The sequence below is a fragment of the Rhodococcus wratislaviensis genome (assembly GCF_900455735.1).
In the GTDB taxonomy this organism is placed as follows: Bacteria; Actinomycetota; Actinomycetes; order Mycobacteriales; family Mycobacteriaceae; genus Rhodococcus_F; species Rhodococcus_F wratislaviensis.
Window position 1 is genome coordinate 1 of sequence record NZ_UAUI01000007.1, and the last position, 19,527, is coordinate 19,527.

Consider the following 19,527-nt stretch of genomic DNA (forward strand, 5'->3'; position numbering starts at 1 on the left):
GCGCCGCTGTTTCCGGAGGCACGCCTGGATAGTCGTCGAGCCGGTGCGCTTCGTTACGCGTCTCGTGCGCTCGGATGCCGACGGGACGAAATCGGGGAGTACGGAGTCGGGTCGATGTCCGGTCGTCGTTCGTCCACGAGATCCGCGAGGACGCGGGCCGAGCCGACCGCCATGGTCCAGCCGACGTGACCGTGACCGGTGTTGAAGTACAGATTGTCGTGGCGTCCCAGCCCGATCATCGGCGGGCCGTCGGGCGTCATCGGGCGAAGGCCCGTCCGGTATCTGGCCGTGTCCCAGTCCACGGCGCCGGGGAACAGTTCGTTCCCCGCGTCGACGATTCCCGCGTAGTCGGCGGGGGAGTGACTGCGGTCGTACCCGACGAACTCCGCGGTGGCCGACATTCTCAGTTCGTCACCGAACCGCGACCAGGCGACGAGCGTCTTCTCGTCGATGCCCCCCACCACCGGCGCGCGGTCGGGATCCTTGACGGTCGCGGTCAGCGTGTATCCCTTGGCCGGGTAGACGGGCAGTCGCAGACCGATACTCCGCGCGACGAGAGCGCTCGCGGCACCGGCGGCGAGGACGAAGGCATCCGCGCGGACTTCACCCTGATCGGTGACGGCTGAGGTGATGGCCGCGCCGTCGGTCTCGAGGCGGACGACGGACGTGCCCAGGTGGAACCGGACCCCCAGCCGTCGGCATTCCTCGGCCAGCCCCACCGAGAATCGGTGCGGGTCGCCGGTGCCGTCGGTGCGGTCGTGGATCGCGCCGGCGAACGTGGCCGTCCCGTACTGGAGGGCGGGCTCGGCGGCCGCGATCTCCTCGGGGCCCAGCACGTCCTGCCGCTGTCCGTGGTCGCGGAGCAGCTGCGAGTTGATCTGCGCTCGTTCGAGTTCCGCTTCGTTCCGGTACAGGTACAGCACGCCGTTCCGTGTCTGGCAGTACTCGAGGTTCTCGCGGGCCGCGAGTTCGTCCATCAGTTGCTGGCTGTACCGGGCAAGTCGGAGCTTCGCGAGAGTGTTCGACCGCGCCCGGGAGGCCGTGCACTCGCGGAGGAATCGCACTCCCCACCGGGCGAGTTCGACGTCCGCCCGGGGGCGGACGCGGATCGAGGTCGACGCGCCGAGCAACGAACGGAACAGCATGGTGGGAGCCGACGGCGACGCCCACGCGTAGGAGTGGCCGGGCGCGATCAGTCCGGCGGTGCTCGCGCTGGTGTCGGACGCGACGTCGCTGCGCCGGTCGTATACATGCACCTCGTGTCCACGTTCGGCGAGAGCATGGGCGGTCGCCACACCGACGACCCCTGCTCCGAGTACTGCCACCTTCATTCCGCTTCCTTTCCTTCGGTCGAGCCCCGGCCCGTGACGGCAATGGCCTGTATCTCCACGAGCAGCTGCGGGTCCAGCAGGTCCGCGACCACGGTCGCCCTGGCCGGGCGGTGCTCTGCGGCGAACCAGCGCATCCATTCCTCGTTGAAGCGTGGGGCGTCGCCGGCGTTCGCGAGATACACCGTGGCCGAGGCGATGTCGTGCAAGGTGGTGCCTGCCGCGGCGAGGACCCGGTCGAGTCGTGTGAGGGAGTGACGTGTCTGCTCGACCACGTCGGTGCCGACGACGTGGCCGGTGTCGTCGAACGAGACCTGGCCGGAGACGAATACGAGGTCCCCGACCCTGCGCGCCGACGGGTACGGGCTGGTGCCTGTGGTCACGCCGGGCACATCCACGATGTCACCCATGGTCGCGCTCGCCGGCCTCGGCGGTGTCGCTGTCGCCGCGCAGCACTTCCTTGACGTAGAAGCGCCAGCCGAGGAAGCCGACCCAGAGGGTGACGGCGATGACGGCGGCGGGTACCCCGAAATAGAGGAGGACGGGAATCATGCGAATTCTCCTTCGGTGACGCGGACGGCAGGCTGCTGCCGGCGCGGATAACGGGCCGCGGTGGCCATGGCGACCGTCACGAAGACGAGCAGGTTGGCGACGACGCCGGGCACCAGCCCGTCCAGTCCGAACGGAGCGTCGAGGCCCCACTGCCACACCGCGGTGACGATCGCGCCCGCCGTGATCGCCGACAGCGCCGCCGGAGCGGACCGCACGCCGAACAGCACGGCGCCGAACAGTGGAACGATGATCGTCGGAGCCCACAGTGTGTAGCTGTAGAGGAGGGCGTCGACGATGGACGGAACGCTGAGGGCGAAGATGGTCGCCCCGGCGCCGACGACGACACTGGTGGCCCGCTCGATGGTCAGCCGCCTCGACGGTGGCAATTCGGTGGGGCTGAGTGGCTGATAGATGTCCTTGGTGAGGACGACGGCGGTGGAATTGAGGTAGGAACTGGCCGTCGACATCACGACTGCCATCAGTGCCGCCACCACCAGTCCGAGAACGCCGACCGGCATCAGGTTCATCACCACCGTCGGAAGCGCCTGATCGCTTTCGATGTCCGGGTACAGGACGAGTGCGATCAACCCGAGAGACGCCGAGGTGAAGAAGAAGAAGAACGAGAAGAACCCGGCCAGTGCGTAGCCCTTACGGGCGTGCCGCGAGTCGGGGGTGGAGAACGTCCGCTGCGCGTACGGCGGGACCAGCGTCTCGCCGAGCAGTAGTGCCGCGAAGAGCGTGAGGAACTGTGCGGGGGAGTAGTCGCCCATGAACGAAAGGTGCTCGGCGGGAACACTGTCCAGGAGAGCCGACGGTCCGCCGACGGCGTCGAGTCCGATGAGGAGCGCGACCGGCAGGAGGACTCCCAGGAAGACGAACTGCAACAGGTCCGTCTGGATCACCGCCCAGGCCCCGCCGAACGAGGAGTAGAGCACGACCACTCCCATGCCGATGATCACCGCGGGCACGGTGGGCACGTCGAGGGTGGCGTTGACGACGGTACCGATGGCCAGGGCCTGGGCGCCGAGGATGCCGGCGCACAGGACGACGGACAGTATGCCGGTCACCAGTCGTGCCGGCCGGCCGTAGTGGGCCTCCATGATGTCGCCGAGGGTGTGGGCGCCGATGTAGTTCTTGAGTCTGGGCGCGACGAAGTAGCCGACGAGCACCGTCTGAACGCCGAACGCGCAGAACGCGAACATGTACACGTATCCGTCGCGCATGGCGGCGCCGGCGACGCCGAGCGATGCTCCGCCGCCGAGGAAGGCTGCGGCCAGGCTGCCGAAGAAGACCGGCCAGATGATTCGGTTGCCCGCCACGGCGAAATCGTCCGGCGACTTGACGCGTCGCATGGTCTGGACGCCGATCAGGACGAGTAGCAGGAAGTAGGCACCGAGAAGTATCCAGTCGAGGATTGCCATGTGAACTCCTAGTTGGGATGAACCCATCGTAGGAACGGTCTGTGACCGTCGTCACTAGGCAAGCTGACCTTGATCTACACTGAAATCGATCCTTGATTGTGCGACATGCACAACGCCACGCGGAGATTCGGAAGGCCGTCCATGCTGAGTGAGGCTCTTGCGCAACGGATCGCGAACGAGATCACCGACGTCATCGGGTTCAACGTGCTCATCACGGATGCGTCCGGCACGGTGGTCGGCAGCGGGGACGAGCGTCGCATCGGCCAATTTCACGAGGCATCGATCGAGGTGATCCGTGCACGGCGCATGATCGCGCACTCCGCCGCGGACGTCCGCGACCTCGTCGGCAGTCTGCCCGGCGTCACCATTCCGCTCGTCATCGACGGTGACGTGGTGGGCACGATCGGGTTGTCCGGCTCACCCGAGCAGGTCGAGCAATTCGGGCTCGTGGTCAAGCGGCAGACCGAAATTCTGATGCAGGAGGCCTCGCGGATCGGTACCCGGCTGACCTACGAGCGGGCGACGGAAGAACTGCTCCGCGACATCTGTGATTGGCATCGCTCCACGTTCACCGAGGCCCAGATCGTGCGGCGGGCACGGGGTCTGGGATACGACCTGCGCCTTCCCCGGGTCATGGTGCTGATCGGCTACGACAGTCATACCGACGACGTCGCCGCCCCGGGGCAGCCCATGTCCCACAGGGTGCTGCGTGCCGTGCAGGAGGCCTTCGACTCCGCGACCGATCTGGTCGCACCGCTCGCCCGGCAGGTCGTCGCGGTCACCACCGTGGTGACCGCACCGACACCCGCGGCGGACGCTGCTTTGGCGGACCGGTGCCGGAAGTATGTGTCCCAGGTCCGCGAACGGGGATGGGACACTCGCGTGGGGATCGGCTCGATCGCGCACGGGGTCGAACAGCTCAATCTCTCGTCCCAGGACGCGTACGACGCGCTCCGGCTCGGCGCGGTACTCGACCCACGCGGGCAGGTCCACGACATCGACCGGTTCCGCCTCCATCAGGCCGTCTCGGTGATACCCGCGGAAACCCGTGACAGACTGTCACGGGCCGTGCTCGGCGCGTTGACCACCGACAGCGACTGGCCGCACCTGCAGGCGACGCTGATCGCCTGGGGGGAGTGCGGGTTCAACTCCAGCCGGGCGGCGAAGCGGCTGCACGTCCACCGCAATACCCTCGCCAATCGACTCGACAAGATCGCCCGGCTCCTCGGTCGCCCGCTGGACGAACCGGGCCTGGGCATGACGCTCTACCTCGCCTGTGTGGTGGCACAGCGGGCCGGCTGAGCCTTCTGCCGGCGTGTGTGGGAACACCACGGCGCGCCCGTCGCCGTGTCGCCGCCGATCGGCGGCGTTTTCGATGCATACTCGACACTCTCGAGTGGTTGCCGCACTGGATGCGGCAGACGAACCGGAGGAATCCCTTGAACGACCACCACGTGCAGCTCTTCTCCGAGCTGCACAGCACCGCAGGATCCCAGGCAGGCGGCGAGGACGCCGGCGAGGCGCTGCGTCCCGTCGACCCCGAGCATCGCACCGCCACCGAGGTGCACCGCGCGCTGTTCAGCGACCAGTAGCGAGGCGGCCCGGTAGCCCCGTCGTCGGTCATCCGTGCGTTCATTAGACTCGACGGGTGACCAGTGCAGCTCCAGAAAATCCCCAGAACCGTGCCGATGCCCTCCCGAAGAGCTGGGACCCCAGTTCCGTCGAGGACGATCTGTATCAGGGCTGGGTAGACGCCGGTTACTTCCGTGCGGACCCGCACAGCGACAAGCCGGGCTACTCCATCGTCCTGCCGCCGCCCAACGTGACCGGCAGCCTGCACATGGGTCACGCTCTCGACCACACGTTGATGGACGCGCTGAGCCGCCGCAAGCGGATGCAGGGCTACGAGGTGCTGTGGCTGCCCGGCATGGACCACGCGGGCATCGCGACGCAGACCGTGGTCGAGAAGCAGCTCGCCGTCGACGGCAAGACGAAGGAAGACTTCGGCCGCGAGCTGTTCATCGACAAGGTGTGGGACTGGAAGCGCGAGTCCGGTGGCACCATCGGCGGCCAGATGCGCCGCATCGGTGACAGCGTCGACTGGAGTCGCGACCGGTTCACCATGGACGACGGGCTGTCCCGCGCCGTCCAGACGATCTTCAAGCGCATGTACGACGACGGGCTGATCTACCGGGCCGAGCGCCTCGTCAACTGGTCGCCCGTGCTGCAGACGGCGATCTCCGACATCGAGGTGAAGTTCGAGGACGTCGAGGGTGAGCTGGTCTCGCTGCGGTACGGCTCCCTGAACGACGACGAGCCGCACGTCGTGGTCGCCACCACCCGTGTCGAGACGATGCTCGGCGACACCGCCGTGGCCGTCCACCCCGACGACGAGCGCTACAAGCACCTGATCGGGACGACGCTCGAGCACCCCTTCACCGGGCGCGACATCCCGATCGTCGCGGACGAGTACGTCGATCCCGAGTTCGGCACCGGCGCCGTCAAGATCACGCCTGCACACGACCCCAACGACTTCGAGATGGGCCTGCGGCACAACCTGCCGATGCCGACCATCATGGACAAGACCGGCAAGATCGCCGACACGGGAACGCAATTCGACGGGCTCGACCGCTTCGAGGCGCGCGTCAAGGTGCGCGAGGCGCTCGCCGAGCAGGGTCGTGTGGTCGCGGAGAAGCGGCCCTACCTGCACAGCGTCGGACATTCCGAGCGCACCGGTGAGTCCATCGAGCCGCGCCTGTCGCTGCAGTGGTGGGTGAAGGTCGAATCCCTCGCCAAGGCGGCCGGTGACGCGGTGCGCAACGGTGACACGGTCATCCACCCGGCCAGCCAGGAGCCGCGATGGTTCGCCTGGGTCGACGACATGCACGACTGGTGCATCTCGCGTCAGCTGTGGTGGGGTCACCGGATCCCGATCTGGTACGGCCCCGACGGCGAGGTCGCGTGCTTCGGACCGGACGAGACCGCGCCCGAGGGCTGGGTGCAGGATCCCGACGTCCTCGACACCTGGTTCTCCTCCGGGTTGTGGCCGTTCTCGACCATGGGCTGGCCCGAGAAGACGCCCGAGCTCGAGAAGTTCTATCCCACAAGTGTTCTCGTCACCGGTTACGACATCCTGTTCTTCTGGGTGGCGCGGATGATGATGTTCGGCACGTATGTGTCGGAGGACGACGCCATCGCTGGCGGCAAGTCCGGACCGCAGATGCCGTTCGAGGACGTGTTCCTGCACGGCCTCGTCCGCGACCAGTTCGGCAAGAAGATGTCGAAGTCGCGTGGCAACGGCATCGACCCGCTCGACTGGGTCGACCGCTTCGGCGCCGATGCGCTCCGCTTCACACTGGCCCGCGGCGCCAACCCCGGCAGCGACCTGTCCGTCGGCGAGGACCACGCGCAGTCCTCGCGGAACTTCGCGACCAAACTGTTCAACGCGACCAAGTTCGCCCTCATGAACGGAGCCGCGCCGGCACCGCTGCCCGCACGCGGCGAGCTGACCGACGCGGACCGGTGGATCCTCGATCGCCTCGAGCAGGTGCGCGGGGAGGTCGACGCCGCATTCGACCGGTACGAGTTCAGCAAGGCGTGCGAGGCACTGTTCCACTTCGCGTGGGACGAGGTCTGCGACTGGTACCTCGAGCTGGCCAAGGTGCAGTTCGCCGAGAACGACACGGTCGCGGCGAACACGAGGGCCGTGCTCGGCAATGTCCTCGACGCCCTGTTGCGCCTGCTCCACCCGGTGATCCCGTTCGTCACCGAGACGCTGTGGAAGGCGCTCACCGAGCGTGAATCCGTCGTCGTGGCGGACTGGCCGCAGTCGAGCGGGGCCGCCGCGGATGTGGTTGCGGCGCAGCGCGTCGAGGACATGCAGCGACTGGTGACCGAGGTGCGCCGGTTCCGCAGCGATCAGGGGCTCAAGCCCTCGCAGCGAGTGCCCGCACGGATCAGCGGCATCGCCGAGGCCGATCTGGACACGCAGCTCGCCGCGGTCACGTCGCTGGCGCGTCTGACCGACCCGGAGGACGGTTTCGCGGTGTCCGCGTCGGTGGAGGTGCGGTTGAGCAAGGCCACCGTCACCGTCGACCTCGACACGTCCGGCAACGTCGACCTCGGCGCCGAGAAGGCTCGGCTGGAGAAGGACCTCGCGGCCGCGCAGAAGGAACTCGCCGGAACCACTGCCAAGCTGTCCAACGAGGCGTTCCTGGCCAAGGCCCCCGACGCCGTCAAGGACAAGATCCGTATGCGTCAGCAGATCGCAACGGAAGAAATCGAACGCATCACCAAGCGATTGAAGGAGCTGGAAGGCGCGTGACCTCGCCCGACTTCACGCCGGAGGAAGTCAGTCCTGTCGACCTCGCGGAACTGACACTGGTCGAGGCGGAACTCGACAAGCGGTGGCCCGAGACGAAGATCGAGCCGTCCCTCACCCGGATCGCGGCCCTGATGGACGTGCTCGGTTCGCCGCAGCACGGCTATCCCGCCATCCACGTCACCGGCACCAACGGCAAGACGTCGGTGACGCGAATGATCGACGCGCTGCTCACGGCGCTGCACCGGCGCACCGGCCGCACCACCAGCCCGCACCTGCAGCTCGCCACCGAGCGCATCAGCATCGACGGGCGCCCGGTGTCGCCCCGCCGGTACGTCGACACGTACCGGGAGATCGAACCGTACGTGCAGATGATCGACCAGCAGTCGCAGGCGGCCGGCGGCCCCGCGATGAGCAAGTTCGAGGTGCTCACCGCGATGGCCTACGCCGCGTTCGCGGAAGCCCCCGTCGACGTCGCCGTCGTCGAGGTGGGTCTCGGCGGGCGTTGGGACGCAACCAATGTCATCGACGGCGAGATCGCGGTGATCACCCCGATCAGTCTCGATCACGCCGAGTATCTCGGCGACGACCTCGCCGGGATCGCCGAGGAGAAGGCCGGCATCATCAAGAAGGGCCGCGAGGACGCGCTCGTGCCCCGCGACGCCGTCGCGATCCTCGCCGAACAGACACCGGAAGTGATGGAGGTGCTGCTCCGCCGGGCCGTCGAGGTGGATGCCGCGGTCGCGCGGGAGGGCTCCGAGTTCACGGTGCTCGCCCGGCAGATTGCCGTCGGCGGCCAGCAGCTCGAGTTGCAGGGACTCGGCGGGGTCTACACCGACATCTTCCTGCCCCTGCACGGGGAGCACCAGGCGCGCAACGCGTCGCTCGCGCTCGCAGCCGTGGAGGCGTTCTTCGGTGCGGGCCCGGAACGCCAGCTCGACCAGGAGGCCATCCGGGAGGCATTCGCCTCGGTCGTCAACCCGGGACGCCTCGAACGCGTACGCAGCGCCCCGACCGTCTTCCTCGACGCCGCCCACAACCCGGACGGGGCTCGTGCGCTCGCGGCCGCGCTGACCGCGGAGTTCGACTTCCGCAAGCTCGTCGGCGTCGTCAGCGTGATGGGGGACAAGGACGTCGACGGCATCCTGTCGGCGCTGGAACCGGTGTTCGACGAGCTCGTCGTGACGAACAACGGTTCGGCGCGGGCCATGGACGTCGACGATCTCGCCAATCTCGCGGTCGCCAAGTTCGGCGACGAACGCGTCGTCGTGGCACCCACACTCGCGGACGCGCTGGAAACGGCCATCGGACTGGCCGAGGAGGTCGCCGAGCCCGGTGAAGCAGTATCGGGGGCCGGCGTCGTGGTCACCGGATCCGTGGTGACCGCCGGCGCGGCCCGCACCCTCTTCGGAAAGGATCCAGCGTGAGCGAGCCAGACTCGAGTGCTTCGGAACCGGAGTTCGGGCCGCCGACCAAGGACCCGTGGAAGGGATTCCGCGGAGTGGTCGCGGGATCCCTGATCCTGGAAGCCATCGTGGTGCTTCTCGCCCTGCCGGTCGTCGCGACGGTCGGCGGGGGGCTCACCTGGTGGTCCGGAACCTACCTCGTGGGGCTCGCGGTGCTCATGATCCTCGGGGCGGGCCTGCAGGGCCGTCCCTGGGCGATGAAGTACAACCTGTTGTTGCAGGTGGGGCTCCTGCTCGGGTTCTTCGTCCACGTGTCGATCGGTTCGGTCGGCGTGGTCTTCGCCATCCTGTGGGGATACCTCCTCTACTTCCGCCGGAACGTCCGTCAGCGAATGGAGCGGGGCCTGCTGCCGGGGCAGCGAGGCTGACCATTTAGGCTGTGCGCCGTGACTGAGCGCACCCTTGTACTGATCAAGCCCGATGCCGTTGCCCGCGGATATGTAGGAGAAATCCTCGGTCGTATCGAGCGGAAAGGTCTGACGATCTCCGCGCTCGACCTGCGCACCGCTCCCGGCGATATCGCAGCCGCCCACTATGCCGAGCACGAAGGCCGCCCGTTCTACCCCGGCCTGCTGGAGTTCATCACGGGCGGCCCGCTCGTTGCCGCAGTGCTCGAAGGTCCCCGAGCGATTGCCGCGTTCCGTCAGCTCGCCGGTGGCACCGACCCGGTGGAGAAGGCGGTTCCGGGCACGATTCGCGGCGATTTCGGGCTCGAAGCCCAGGAGAACCTGGTTCACGGCTCCGACTCGGTCGAGTCCGCCGAGCGCGAGATCGCCCTCTGGTTCCCGCACCTCGCCGCCAACTGACACCACCTCTTCACCCACCCTTCGACCCACCGACCTGCCCTCCGGGCCGGCGGCGCCATCGCGTGCGGAACATGTTCCAGACCGATACGTGCGCCGCTGGCACGGACTGCGGCGCACGTGTGGGATACTGAGGGTGGTCGGACCGCAATTTGTGCACCACGTGGCTTCGACCGGATGACACCACGGCTCGATGCCCTTCATCGCTGCCCCTGCGTCAACAGGAAATACCTGGGCGTTTCGGCACGCTGGATGATCAGGCGCTCGCGCCGTGGATCACGGCCATCCGTAAGGCACTACATGGGTGTGCAGTGAAAACGGACACTGCACGCGCTGTGTGGAGCGAGACCAGACAATCTCGCGCTCACATCTGGGGCGCGAGTACACATACTGCGCCCTCGCGTGGCCGCGTGACACCCCCAGACACGGGAGTGGACGCGCCCGGGGGCTGAGGAGACTACGTGGCCGATCAAGCGCCGCCCACAAATTCAGAGCCGAACGACACGGCCACCGCCGGGAGCACGGTTCCCGCTCTTCCGGAGAAGATTCGCGTACACGCCCTCGCGAAGATGCTGGGCGTGACGAGCAAGCAGGTAATCGCCGAGGCTGCGGCCCTCGGAACGGAATTGCGCAGCGCGCAGTCCAGCCTGCAACGCGACATTGCCGAGCGCGTGCACGCGGCCTTCACCGCTGCGCAGAACGCTCCCACCGAGTCACCCGCCGCGGCCGAAGCGGTCGCGGAGACCCCTGCCGCCGAACCGGTCGTCGAGGTCGCGCCGGAACCGGTCGCGGCCGCGGACGTCGAGGAAGCGGCGGCCGAGCAGACCGCGGCTCCGGAGGTTCCCACCGAGGAAGCTCCTGCCGAGAAAGCCCCGGCCCAGGAAGCTCCCGCGCAGGAGCCCGTCGCCGAGGAGGCCGCGGTTTCCGAGCGCGACCTCGGACGCGACCTGTTCACCACCGCGTCGTACCAGGTCGAGGCGCCCGCCGCCGAGCCCGCCGCGGAGACCCCGCCCGCCGTCTCGCAGGTCCCGCTCTTCCTGCAGCCCGACCTCGCGGCGGTCGAGACCCCGCCGCGTCGCCGGCGCAGTCGCCGGGATGCCGGGACACCGGAACCCACCACCGAGCAGCCGCCCGTCGCCGAATCGCGCCAGGCCGCCGCTGAATCGCGCCAGTCCGTCGCCGAATCGCGCGAGGACGTGACCGAGCCCGCGAAGGCCACGGACACCGGAACCGCCGACACCGAGTCGGACGAGTCCGACGTCGACGGCGATCAGCCGCGCCGTCGCCGCCGCGGCCGTCGCGGCCGTGGTCGCGGACGGGGCGAACAGCAGAACGAGCAGGACACCGACACCGACACCGACACCGAGGGTGCCGAGGCCGAGGAGTCCGCGCACGAGGACAAGGTCGCCGAGGCGCCGACTCGGGAGCCCGAAGAGAAGCCGAAGAAGGATTCCGAGGACAAGCCCGCGGAGGCCGAGCAGGCCGAAGCGGAGTCCGGTGACGAAGAGGCCGGTGAGGGCGACTCCGACGGGTCGAGCCGCCGCCGCCGTCGTCGTCGCCGTCGCAAGTCCGGTGGCGAGGGCTCGGGCGAGGCCACGTCCGAGGACGATCCGCCGAACACCGTCGTCCACGAGCGGGAACCTCGCAACAAGAGCCGCTCGAAGGACGAGGTCCAGGGCATCACGGGTTCGACGCGGCTCGAGGCGAAGCGTCAGCGTCGCCGCGACGGCCGCGACGCCGGCCGCCGCCGTCCACCGATCCTCACGGAATCGGAGTTCCTGGCCCGCCGCGAGGCCGTCGACCGCGTGATGGTGGTGCGCGACCGCATCGCCACCGGGCAACCGCACGCGACGACGCAGGTCGCCGTGCTCGAGGACGGCGTCCTCGTCGAACACTTCGTGACCACGTCGGCGTCGGCCTCGATGGTCGGCAACGTGTACCTCGGACGCGTCCAGAACGTTCTGCCCAGCATGGAAGCCGCGTTCATCGACATCGGCCGCGGCCGCAACGGCGTCCTGTATGCCGGTGAGGTCAACTGGGAGGCCGCCGGCCTCGGTGGCAATTCCCGCAAGATCGAGCAGGCGCTCAAGCCGGGCGACCAGGTGCTGGTCCAGGTCAGCAAGGACCCGGTCGGGCACAAGGGTGCGCGGCTGACCACGCAGATCAGCCTCGCGGGCCGCTTCCTCGTGTACGTGCCGGGCGGCACGTCCACCGGTATCAGCCGCAAACTGCCCGACACGGAGCGCAAGCGCCTCAAGGACATCCTGCGCGACATCGTGCCCTCGGATGCCGGAGTCATCATCCGGACCGCGTCGGAGGGCGTGAGCGAAGAAGAACTCGCCCGCGACGTGAAGCGTCTGCAGGATCAGTGGGCCGGAATCGAGGCTCAGGCCGCGAAGGCGGAATCCGGCAAGTCCGGTAACCCGCAGGCCCTGTACGAGGAGCCCGACCTTCTCGTGAAGGTCATCCGCGACCTGTTCAACGAGGACTTCTCCAAGCTCGTGATCGAGGGAGAGAAGGCCTGGTCGACGGTCGAGTCGTACATCAAGTCGGTGGCTCCCGACCTCATGCCGAGGCTCGAGCAGCACACGTCGGACAACAGTGTCGACGTCTTCGAGGCGCACCGCATCGACGAGCAGCTGGCGAAGGCGCTCGACCGCAAGGTCTGGTTGCCGTCCGGCGGCACGCTCGTCATCGACCGCACCGAGGCAATGACCGTGGTCGATGTCAACACCGGCAAGTTCACCGGTGCCGGCGGAAACCTCGAGGAGACCGTCACCCGGAACAACCTCGAGGCGGCCGAGGAGATCGTCCGGCAGATGCGCCTGCGCGACATCGGCGGGATGATCGTCGTCGACTTCATCGACATGGTGCTCGAATCGAATCGCGATCTCGTGCTGCGACGCCTGACCGAGGCACTGGGCCGGGATCGCACCCGCCACCAGGTGTCCGAGGTCACGTCGCTGGGCCTGGTCCAGATGACGCGGAAGAAGCTGGGCACCGGGCTGGTCGAGGCGTTCTCGACGACGTGTGAGCACTGCCACGGCCGGGGCATCATCGTTCACGCCGAGCCGATCGAGGTGAAGACCTCCGAGGACAACGGTGCGCGCGCGTCGTCCCGCGGCGGCGATTCCGGTGGCTCCCGCAAGAAGCGGGGACGCGACAAGTCGTCCGGCGGGGAGACCTCGCAGCCTCCTGTGCACGAGGAGACCCCGACGGTGGATGCCACCGTCAAGCGGGCCCACCCGGTCGCCCTCGCGATGGCACACCACCATCACGAGGAGGAGGCCGCGCACGCACACAGCGGGCACGCGGCGGAGCAGCCCGCCGCGGCGGTTCCCGAGCCGGAGCGGGCGGTCGCCGACACGGCGGAGACGCCGGCGGCGGACCTGCCCGGGATCGAGGAAGCCGTGGCGGAGGCCCCGGCAGCGGTGGCTGCGGAAGCGGTCGTGGCTCCCGAGGCGGAGGACGCTGTCGTCGAGGAGGCTGTCGTGGAAGAAGCGGTGGCCGAAGAAGCCGTCGCCGAAGAAGCCGTCGCCGAAGCGCCGGTCGTCGAAGCTGCGCCGGCCGAAGCGGCTCCGGTCGCCGAGACCCCGGAACCCGTCGTGGAGCGCGAGCCCGAACCGGAGCCGGTGGCCCCGCCGCGGCGCCGGAGCCGGCGGGTGTCGAGGGCAGCGGCAGCGCCGGTGTCCGAAACCCCGAGCGCCGGGACGGTATTCGTGATTCCGACATCGGAGTCCGGCGCGGAGCACGCACCGGAGCCCGAACCGGCCATGTCGGCTTCGGCCGTGAGCGGACCGCCGGCGTCCTCGCCCGACGGCGCGGATTCGCAGGCAGCGCCGCGCAGGCCGCGTCGTCGCCGGGCCGCGGCACGTCCCGCCGGCCCGCCGGTGGACGCCGACAACTGACGAGGGACCTCGGGAAGGCAATCGACGCCGGTTTGTACGGAACGGTTGCCTTCCTGTAACCTTGACCAGTCGCTACTCGGCGATGAAGGTCAGCTGTGCCCTCACTTGTGAAGGCTGCGCGATCTCGACCGAGCTAGCCGTCACACCAGACCAGTCGCGCACACTGTGGCGCGAGCAAGTTCGAAGAAGCAAGGGGTAGCCCTCCGATGGCAACGTACGCGATCGTCAAGACCGGCGGAAAGCAGTACAAGGTCGCTGTTGGTGACCTCGTCAAGGTCGAGAAGATCGAGGGTGAGCCCGGCACTGCTGTCTCGCTTGCTCCCGTTCTCGTCGTCGACGGATCCGATCTGACGACCGACGCCGACAAGCTGGCCAAGATCTCGGTCACGGGTGAGGTCGTCGAGCACACCAAGGGCCCGAAGATCCGGATCCACAAGTTCAAGAACAAGACCGGCTACCACAAGCGTCAGGGCCACAGGCAGAAGCTGACGGTCCTCAAGGTCACCGGCATCAAGTAGCTAGAGCTTCAGAGCTGATTTCACCCGAGGAGGGTCAAGAACATGGCACATAAGAAGGGTGCATCCAGCTCCCGTAACGGTCGCGATTCAAATGCTCAGCGACTCGGCGTGAAGCGTTTCGGCGGCCAGTCCGTCAGCGCTGGCGAGATCCTGGTGCGTCAGCGCGGAACCCACTTCCATCCCGGCGTCAACGTCGGTCGTGGCGGCGACGACACGCTCTTCGCGCTCTCTGCCGGTGCCGTCGAGTTCGGCACCAAGCGTGGACGCAAGACCGTGAACATCGTTCCGGCGGCGGCAGAGGCCTAGTCCTGCCGCGAGTATGCATCGTCCCGTGAGGGACGTTTCACGCTCCCAATAGGGGCGGACCTGGGTCGTGATACCCGGTCCGCCCCTATTGTTTTTTTCAAGAGTGAGATCAACACAATTGACTGAGGAAGGATCCGGCAGTCATGTCCCGATTCATTGACCGCGTCGTGCTGCACGTCAGCGCCGGAAAAGGCGGCAATGGCTGCGCCTCCGTACACCGGGAGAAGTTCAAACCGCTCGGTGGCCCGGACGGCGGCAACGGCGGGCGTGGCGGTGACGTCGTGCTCGAGGTGGACGGCAACGTCCACACCCTCCTCGACTTCCATTTCCACCCCCACGCGAAGGCCACCAACGGCAAGCAGGGGATGGGGAGCAACCGTGACGGCGCCCAGGGCGACGACCTGATCCTGAAGGTCCCCGACGGCACCGTCGTCCTCGACAAGGACGGCCGTATACTCGCCGACCTCATCGGTGTCGGCACCCGCTTCGAGGCCGCCCAGGGTGGCCGCGGCGGACTCGGCAACGCGGCCCTGTCGTCGAAGGCGCGCAAGGCGCCGGGCTTCGCCCTCCTCGGTGAGGACGGTGTCGAGCGGGAACTGGTCCTCGAACTGAAGTCCGTGGCCGATGTCGGGCTGGTCGGATTTCCGTCTGCGGGCAAGTCCTCGCTCGTGTCGGTGCTGTCGGCGGCGAAGCCGAAGATCGCCGACTACCCGTTCACGACGCTCGTGCCGAACCTCGGCGTGGTGTCGAGCGGCGACACCACGTTCACGGTGGCCGACGTGCCCGGGTTGATCCCCGGCGCGAGCGACGGCCGCGGACTGGGTCTGGACTTCCTGCGCCACCTCGAGCGGTGCGCCGTGCTTGCCCACGTCGTCGACTGCGCGACGCTCGACCCGGGCCGCGATCCGATCTCCGACATCGACGCGCTCGAGGCCGAACTCGCGGCGTACAAGGGCGCGTTGTCCGGGGACACCGGGCTCGGTGACCTCGCGGACCGTCCCCGCATCGTGATCCTGAACAAGGCGGACGTGCCGGAGGCTGCGGAGCTGGCCGAGATGGTGACCCCCGACCTCGAGGCTCGCGGATGGCCGATCTTCACGATTTCGGCCGTGAGCCGAGAGGGATTGCGCCCGTTGACGTTCGCGCTGGCGAAGCTGGTTGCGGACTACCGTGAGGCGCACCCGAAGGCCGAGCCGAAGCGTCAGGTGATCCGCCCGGTGATCGCGAACGAGAACAGCTTCAGCGTCGTCGCCGATCCCGAGATTCCCGGTGGGTTCATCGTCCGCGGCACGCGGCCGGAGCGCTGGGTGCGGCAGACGCAGTTCGACAACGACGAGGCCGTGGGCTACCTCGCCGACCGCCTCGCGCGGCTCGGGGTGGAAACCGAACTCGTCAAGCAGGGTGCGGAGCCGGGCGCGTCCGTCACGATCGGCAACGTGAGCTTCGACTGGGAGCCCCAGACACCCGCCGGTGTCGATCTCACCCGCACCGGGCGCGGCACCGACCCGCGTCTGGACCAGGTGGAGCGGATCGGCGCCACCGAACGCAAGCACGCTTCCAGGGTCCGTCGCGGTCTCGAAGGCCTCGACCCCGAAGACCAGTGAGCGCCACCCGGCGCACGATCGCGTCGGCCGGCAGCATCGTCGTGAAGATCGGATCGTCCGCGCTGACCAGCCTGGTCGGCGGGCTCGACGTCGGTCGACTCGACGCGCTGGCCGACGCGATCGAGGCACGGATGCGTGCCGGTTCCGACGTGGTCGTCGTGTCGTCCGGGGCCGTGGGCGCGGGTCTGGCCCCGTTGGGGCTGACCAAGCGGCCACGGGACCTGGCGACGAAGCAGGCCGCCGCGAGCGTGGGCCAGCTGGCGCTGGCCCACGCCTGGGGCACGTCGTTCGCCCGGTACGGGCGCACCGTCGGGCAGGTGCTGCTCACCGCGGACGACATCGCGCGCCGCGCGCAGCATCGCAACGCGCAACGCACCCTCGACCGCCTGCGCGCGCTGCACGCGGTCGCGGTCGTCAACGAGAACGACACGGTGGCCACGGCGGAGTTGCGATTCGGTGACAACGACCGGCTCGCGGCACTCGTCGCGCACCTGGTCGGCGCCGACGCGCTGGTCCTGCTGTCCGATGTCGACGGGCTGTACGACGGCGACCCCCGTAAGGGCAACGCCACGCTGATTCCCGAGGTGAACAGCCCCGAGGATCTCGACGGGGTGGTCGCGGGCTCGGGCGGCGCTCTCGGCACCGGCGGGATGGCGTCCAAGCTGTCGGCAGCGCGCCTCGCGGCCGATGCCGGCGTGCCCGTGCTGCTCGCCGCCGCCTCGGATGCCGGGGCAGCGCTGCGGGACGCCGGGGTGGGGACGGCGTTCGCGGCCCGGCCGTCCCGGTTGTCGGCGCGCAAGTTCTGGGTACGCCACGCCGCGGACGAGCAGGGGATCCTGCACATCGACGAGGGCGCTGTGCGTGCCGTCGTCACCAAGCGGCGGTCGTTGCTGCCCGCGGGGATCAGCGCGGTATCGGGGCGGTTCTACGGCGGCGACGTCGTGTCGCTCCTCGGCCCCGACGAGCGTCCCGTCGCCAGGGGAGTGGTGGCATACGACTCCGCCGAGATCAGCGACATCCTGGGCAAGTCGACCCAGGAACTGCCCGCGGAGATGCAGCGCCCCGTCGTCCACGCGGACGATCTGGTGCCGCTCTGAGGGTTACGCAGGCAGTGCGGAGGACGCGTCGAGCAGTGCGGTGAGTGCGTCGGAGCAGCCGGCGTGGAGGGTGAGGGTGGCGAACTCGTCGCCGCGTGTCGTCCCCCGGTTGACGATGACGATGGGGATTCCGCGTTTGGCGGCGCGGCGGACGAACCGCAGTCCCGACATGACGGTGAGCGACGAGCCGGCCACGAGGAGCGCCTCGGCCTCGTCGACCACGTCGTAGGCGGCGGCGACCCTCGGCTTCGGGACGGATTCTCCGAAGTACACGATGTCAGGTTTGAGCAGGCCGCCGCACGTCTCGCAGTCGACCATCCGGAAATGCTCGGTGCTGGTAATCACCGCGTCGGCGTCCGGTGCGATCTCCACTCCCTGTGCGGCAGCGACGGTTTCGGCGAATCCCGGGTTCGCACGCTCGAGCCGGTCGGCGAGCGTGGCCCGCGAGATCAGGGCGTCGCACGTCAGGCACCGGACCTGGGCGTACGTGCCGTGCAGGTCGATCACCCGGCGACTGCCGGCCTTGGTGTGCAGTAGATCGACGTTCTGGGTGATGACGGCACTCACGGCACCGGCGCGTTCGAGCCCCGCCAGAGCGCGGTGGCCGGTGTTGGGCCGGGCGGCGTCCATGTGCCGCCAGCCGAGGTGGTTCCGCGCCCAGTAGTGGCGGCGGAAATCGGGGTCACCGGTGAACTGCTGGTACGTCATGGGATTGCGCGGTGGCGAATCCGGACCCCGGTAATCGGGGATCCCGGAGTCCGTCGAGATGCCGGCGCCCGTGATCACACACAGACGCCGGCCACCGAGTACGTCGATCAGTCGGGCGAACACGCACTCCAGGGTAGCGCCGGTTCAGTACCCGACGACAGGATCGATCAGAGCGGTGAGATTCTCACCGGCGACGAAGCGGGTGACGTTCAGTGCCACGTGCTCCGCGAACGCCGGGGGGCGGACCGCAGGCGGGTTGGAATCGTGAGGGGTGATGATCACGTTGGGCAGATCCCACAGCGGGTGGCCGTCGGGAAGCGGCTCGGGATCGGTGACGTCGAGTCCCGCTCCGCCGATCGTGTTGTCCCGCAGCGCTTTCACCAGAGCATTGGTGTGGACGAGCGAACCGCGCGCGACGTTGATCACCCACGCCGTCGGCTTCATCTGTGCAAACTCCGCCGCCCCGACCAGATGGTGCGTGGCGTCGGTCGCGGGAGCCCCGAGCACGAAGTGGTCCGCGCGGGCCCACACCTCGCCCAGACGGGTGGTGGGGAGCGTTTCGATCGCGCCCGGCACGGGGCTGCCGGAGCGGTTCACCGCGATGACGTCGGCCCCGACGCCCGCGAGCATCGGGATCAGCGCCCGGCCGATGCCGCCGGCACCCACGATGGCGACCGTGGTGCCCCGCAGGGTGCCGATCTTCGAGAAGAACTCCTGCTGGCGCCACGTCTTCGCCTCCAGGTGCTCCGGGAGTGCCCGCACCCCGGCCAGCAGCAGAGTCAGCGCGTGCTCGGCGACGGTGGCGGCGAACGCGCCCGCCGCCGACGTCCACAGAACGGTGGTGTCGGGTCTGATCACCTTCGCGGCGAACCACTCCTCGACACCCGCGGAGTTCAACTGCACCCAGCGGATGTTCTCGGGAAGCGGGTCCGGGAACCCGATCGGACCCGTGGTCCAGACCAGAGCGTCCGCGGACTCGAGGCGGGCCACACGGGCACCGCCCCGGCGCACCGCATCCTCGAGGAGCGGGTCCGGGGCGGGTCCGATGGCTATAGCTGGAACAGCAGCGTCGTCGGCCATGGGGTCGAACTTACGCGGGAACCTCGACCAAGGGGTAGACACCGTTCTCGTCGTGGACCTCACGGCCGGTGACGGGCGGGTTGAACACACACAGCATGCGCATTTCGGTGTCGGGCTCGACACGGTGACGCTCGTGACCGTTGAGCAGGTACATCGAACCGGGGCCGAGTTCGTAGACCTTGTCGTTGTCGAGGTCGATCAATTTGCCGGTTCCCTCGACGAGCCAGACGGCCTCGACGTGGTTGGCGTAGTGGAACTCGTTGACCGAGCCCGCTTTGATCGTGGTCTCGTGGAACGAGAAACCCACTTTGTCGCCGCCGAGGATGATGCGCTTGCTGCGCCAGTTTCCGTCCTCGCTGGTGATGTCGCGCTCGGTGTCGGTGATTTCTGCGGTGGTACGAACGATCATGTGAGT

The 19,527-nt window shown here is 68.4% G+C and carries 18 protein-coding genes; 11 read left to right on the plus strand and 7 right to left on the minus strand.

Annotated features, from left to right (window positions below; translation table 11 throughout):
* Window positions 1-53: 53 nt before the first annotated feature.
* The 4 genes from DTA22_RS10905 to DTA22_RS10915 are packed head-to-tail and all read right to left on the minus strand — an operon-like array spanning window position 54 to window position 3,301.
* On the minus strand, window positions 54-1,331 hold the full coding sequence (locus DTA22_RS10905; RefSeq protein WP_112299439.1) for a D-amino acid dehydrogenase: 1,278 nt from the start codon (window positions 1,329-1,331) through the stop codon (window positions 54-56).
* Window positions 1,328-1,738 (minus strand): RidA family protein, encoded by a 411-nt coding sequence (locus DTA22_RS10910; RefSeq protein WP_112299440.1) that lies wholly within the window; start codon window positions 1,736-1,738, stop codon window positions 1,328-1,330. The genes DTA22_RS10905 and DTA22_RS10910 overlap by 4 nt, the downstream gene beginning before the upstream one ends.
* Window positions 1,731-1,880 carry a hypothetical protein gene (locus DTA22_RS36250; RefSeq protein ID WP_167344009.1) on the minus strand — a complete coding sequence of 50 codons (150 nt, stop codon included), beginning with the start codon at window positions 1,878-1,880 and terminating at the stop codon, window positions 1,731-1,733. Before DTA22_RS36250 ends, DTA22_RS10910 begins: the two co-directional genes overlap by 8 nt.
* The gene (locus DTA22_RS10915; protein WP_037226343.1) at window positions 1,877-3,301 is read right to left on the minus strand and encodes a sodium:solute symporter family protein; all 1,425 of its coding nucleotides are present in this window, start codon (window positions 3,299-3,301) and stop codon (window positions 1,877-1,879) included. The genes DTA22_RS36250 and DTA22_RS10915 overlap by 4 nt, the downstream gene beginning before the upstream one ends.
* Window positions 3,302-3,442: 141 nt before the next feature.
* Here DTA22_RS10915 and DTA22_RS10920 point away from each other — a divergent pair, with 141 nt between their 5' ends.
* The 11 genes from DTA22_RS10920 to proB all read left to right on the plus strand — a co-directional run bounded on the left by DTA22_RS10920 (window position 3,443) and on the right by proB (window position 17,324).
* Window positions 3,443-4,603: a CdaR family transcriptional regulator gene (locus DTA22_RS10920; protein WP_245973466.1), complete on the plus strand. Its 1,161-nt coding sequence runs from the start codon at window positions 3,443-3,445 to the stop codon at window positions 4,601-4,603.
* Between the two features lie 137 nt (window positions 4,604-4,740).
* Window positions 4,741-4,893 (plus strand): hypothetical protein, encoded by a 153-nt coding sequence (locus tag DTA22_RS36715; protein ID WP_009474026.1) that lies wholly within the window; start codon window positions 4,741-4,743, stop codon window positions 4,891-4,893.
* A gap of 56 nt (window positions 4,894-4,949) precedes the next feature.
* On the plus strand, window positions 4,950-7,625 hold the full coding sequence (locus DTA22_RS10930) for a valine--tRNA ligase (RefSeq protein ID WP_112299441.1): 2,676 nt from the start codon (window positions 4,950-4,952) through the stop codon (window positions 7,623-7,625).
* The gene (folC, locus tag DTA22_RS10935; protein ID WP_005261300.1) at window positions 7,622-9,049 is read left to right on the plus strand and encodes a bifunctional tetrahydrofolate synthase/dihydrofolate synthase; all 1,428 of its coding nucleotides are present in this window, start codon (window positions 7,622-7,624) and stop codon (window positions 9,047-9,049) included. Before DTA22_RS10930 ends, folC begins: the two co-directional genes overlap by 4 nt.
* Window positions 9,046-9,456, plus strand: coding sequence for a DUF4233 domain-containing protein (locus tag DTA22_RS10940; protein WP_005248087.1), 411 nt, complete (start codon window positions 9,046-9,048; stop codon window positions 9,454-9,456). The genes folC and DTA22_RS10940 overlap by 4 nt, the downstream gene beginning before the upstream one ends.
* Window positions 9,457-9,474: 18 nt before the next feature.
* Window positions 9,475-9,894 (plus strand): nucleoside-diphosphate kinase, encoded by a 420-nt coding sequence (gene ndk / locus DTA22_RS10945; protein ID WP_005248085.1) that lies wholly within the window; start codon window positions 9,475-9,477, stop codon window positions 9,892-9,894.
* Window positions 9,895-10,352: 458 nt separating this feature from the next.
* Complete coding sequence (locus tag DTA22_RS10950; protein WP_112299442.1) at window positions 10,353-13,799, plus strand: translation initiation factor IF-2 N-terminal domain-containing protein; 3,447 nt, start codon at window positions 10,353-10,355, stop codon at window positions 13,797-13,799.
* Between the two features lie 206 nt (window positions 13,800-14,005).
* On the plus strand, window positions 14,006-14,317 hold the full coding sequence (rplU, locus tag DTA22_RS10955; protein WP_005248081.1) for a 50S ribosomal protein L21: 312 nt from the start codon (window positions 14,006-14,008) through the stop codon (window positions 14,315-14,317).
* A 42-nt stretch (window positions 14,318-14,359) separates the two neighbouring features.
* The gene (gene rpmA, locus DTA22_RS10960; protein ID WP_005248077.1) at window positions 14,360-14,623 is read left to right on the plus strand and encodes a 50S ribosomal protein L27; all 264 of its coding nucleotides are present in this window, start codon (window positions 14,360-14,362) and stop codon (window positions 14,621-14,623) included.
* Window positions 14,624-14,766: 143 nt separating this feature from the next.
* On the plus strand, window positions 14,767-16,227 hold the full coding sequence (gene obgE / locus DTA22_RS10965) for a GTPase ObgE (protein ID WP_037226351.1): 1,461 nt from the start codon (window positions 14,767-14,769) through the stop codon (window positions 16,225-16,227).
* Window positions 16,224-17,324: a glutamate 5-kinase gene (gene proB, locus DTA22_RS10970; protein ID WP_112299443.1), complete on the plus strand. Its 1,101-nt coding sequence runs from the start codon at window positions 16,224-16,226 to the stop codon at window positions 17,322-17,324. Before obgE ends, proB begins: the two co-directional genes overlap by 4 nt.
* Before the next feature lie 3 nt (window positions 17,325-17,327).
* Here the strand turns inward: proB and DTA22_RS10975 are convergent, their stop codons facing one another.
* From DTA22_RS10975 to DTA22_RS10985, 3 genes are read right to left on the minus strand one after another with little or no spacing between them, the layout of a single operon-like run.
* The gene (locus DTA22_RS10975) at window positions 17,328-18,155 is read right to left on the minus strand and encodes an NAD-dependent protein deacetylase (protein WP_112299444.1); all 828 of its coding nucleotides are present in this window, start codon (window positions 18,153-18,155) and stop codon (window positions 17,328-17,330) included.
* A gap of 21 nt (window positions 18,156-18,176) precedes the next feature.
* Window positions 18,177-19,112 (minus strand): D-isomer specific 2-hydroxyacid dehydrogenase family protein, encoded by a 936-nt coding sequence (locus DTA22_RS10980; protein ID WP_112299445.1) that lies wholly within the window; start codon window positions 19,110-19,112, stop codon window positions 18,177-18,179.
* A 10-nt stretch (window positions 19,113-19,122) separates the two neighbouring features.
* On the minus strand, window positions 19,123-19,521 hold the full coding sequence (locus DTA22_RS10985) for an ectoine synthase (RefSeq protein WP_005261294.1): 399 nt from the start codon (window positions 19,519-19,521) through the stop codon (window positions 19,123-19,125).
* Between the last annotated feature and the right edge of the window lie 6 nt (window positions 19,522-19,527).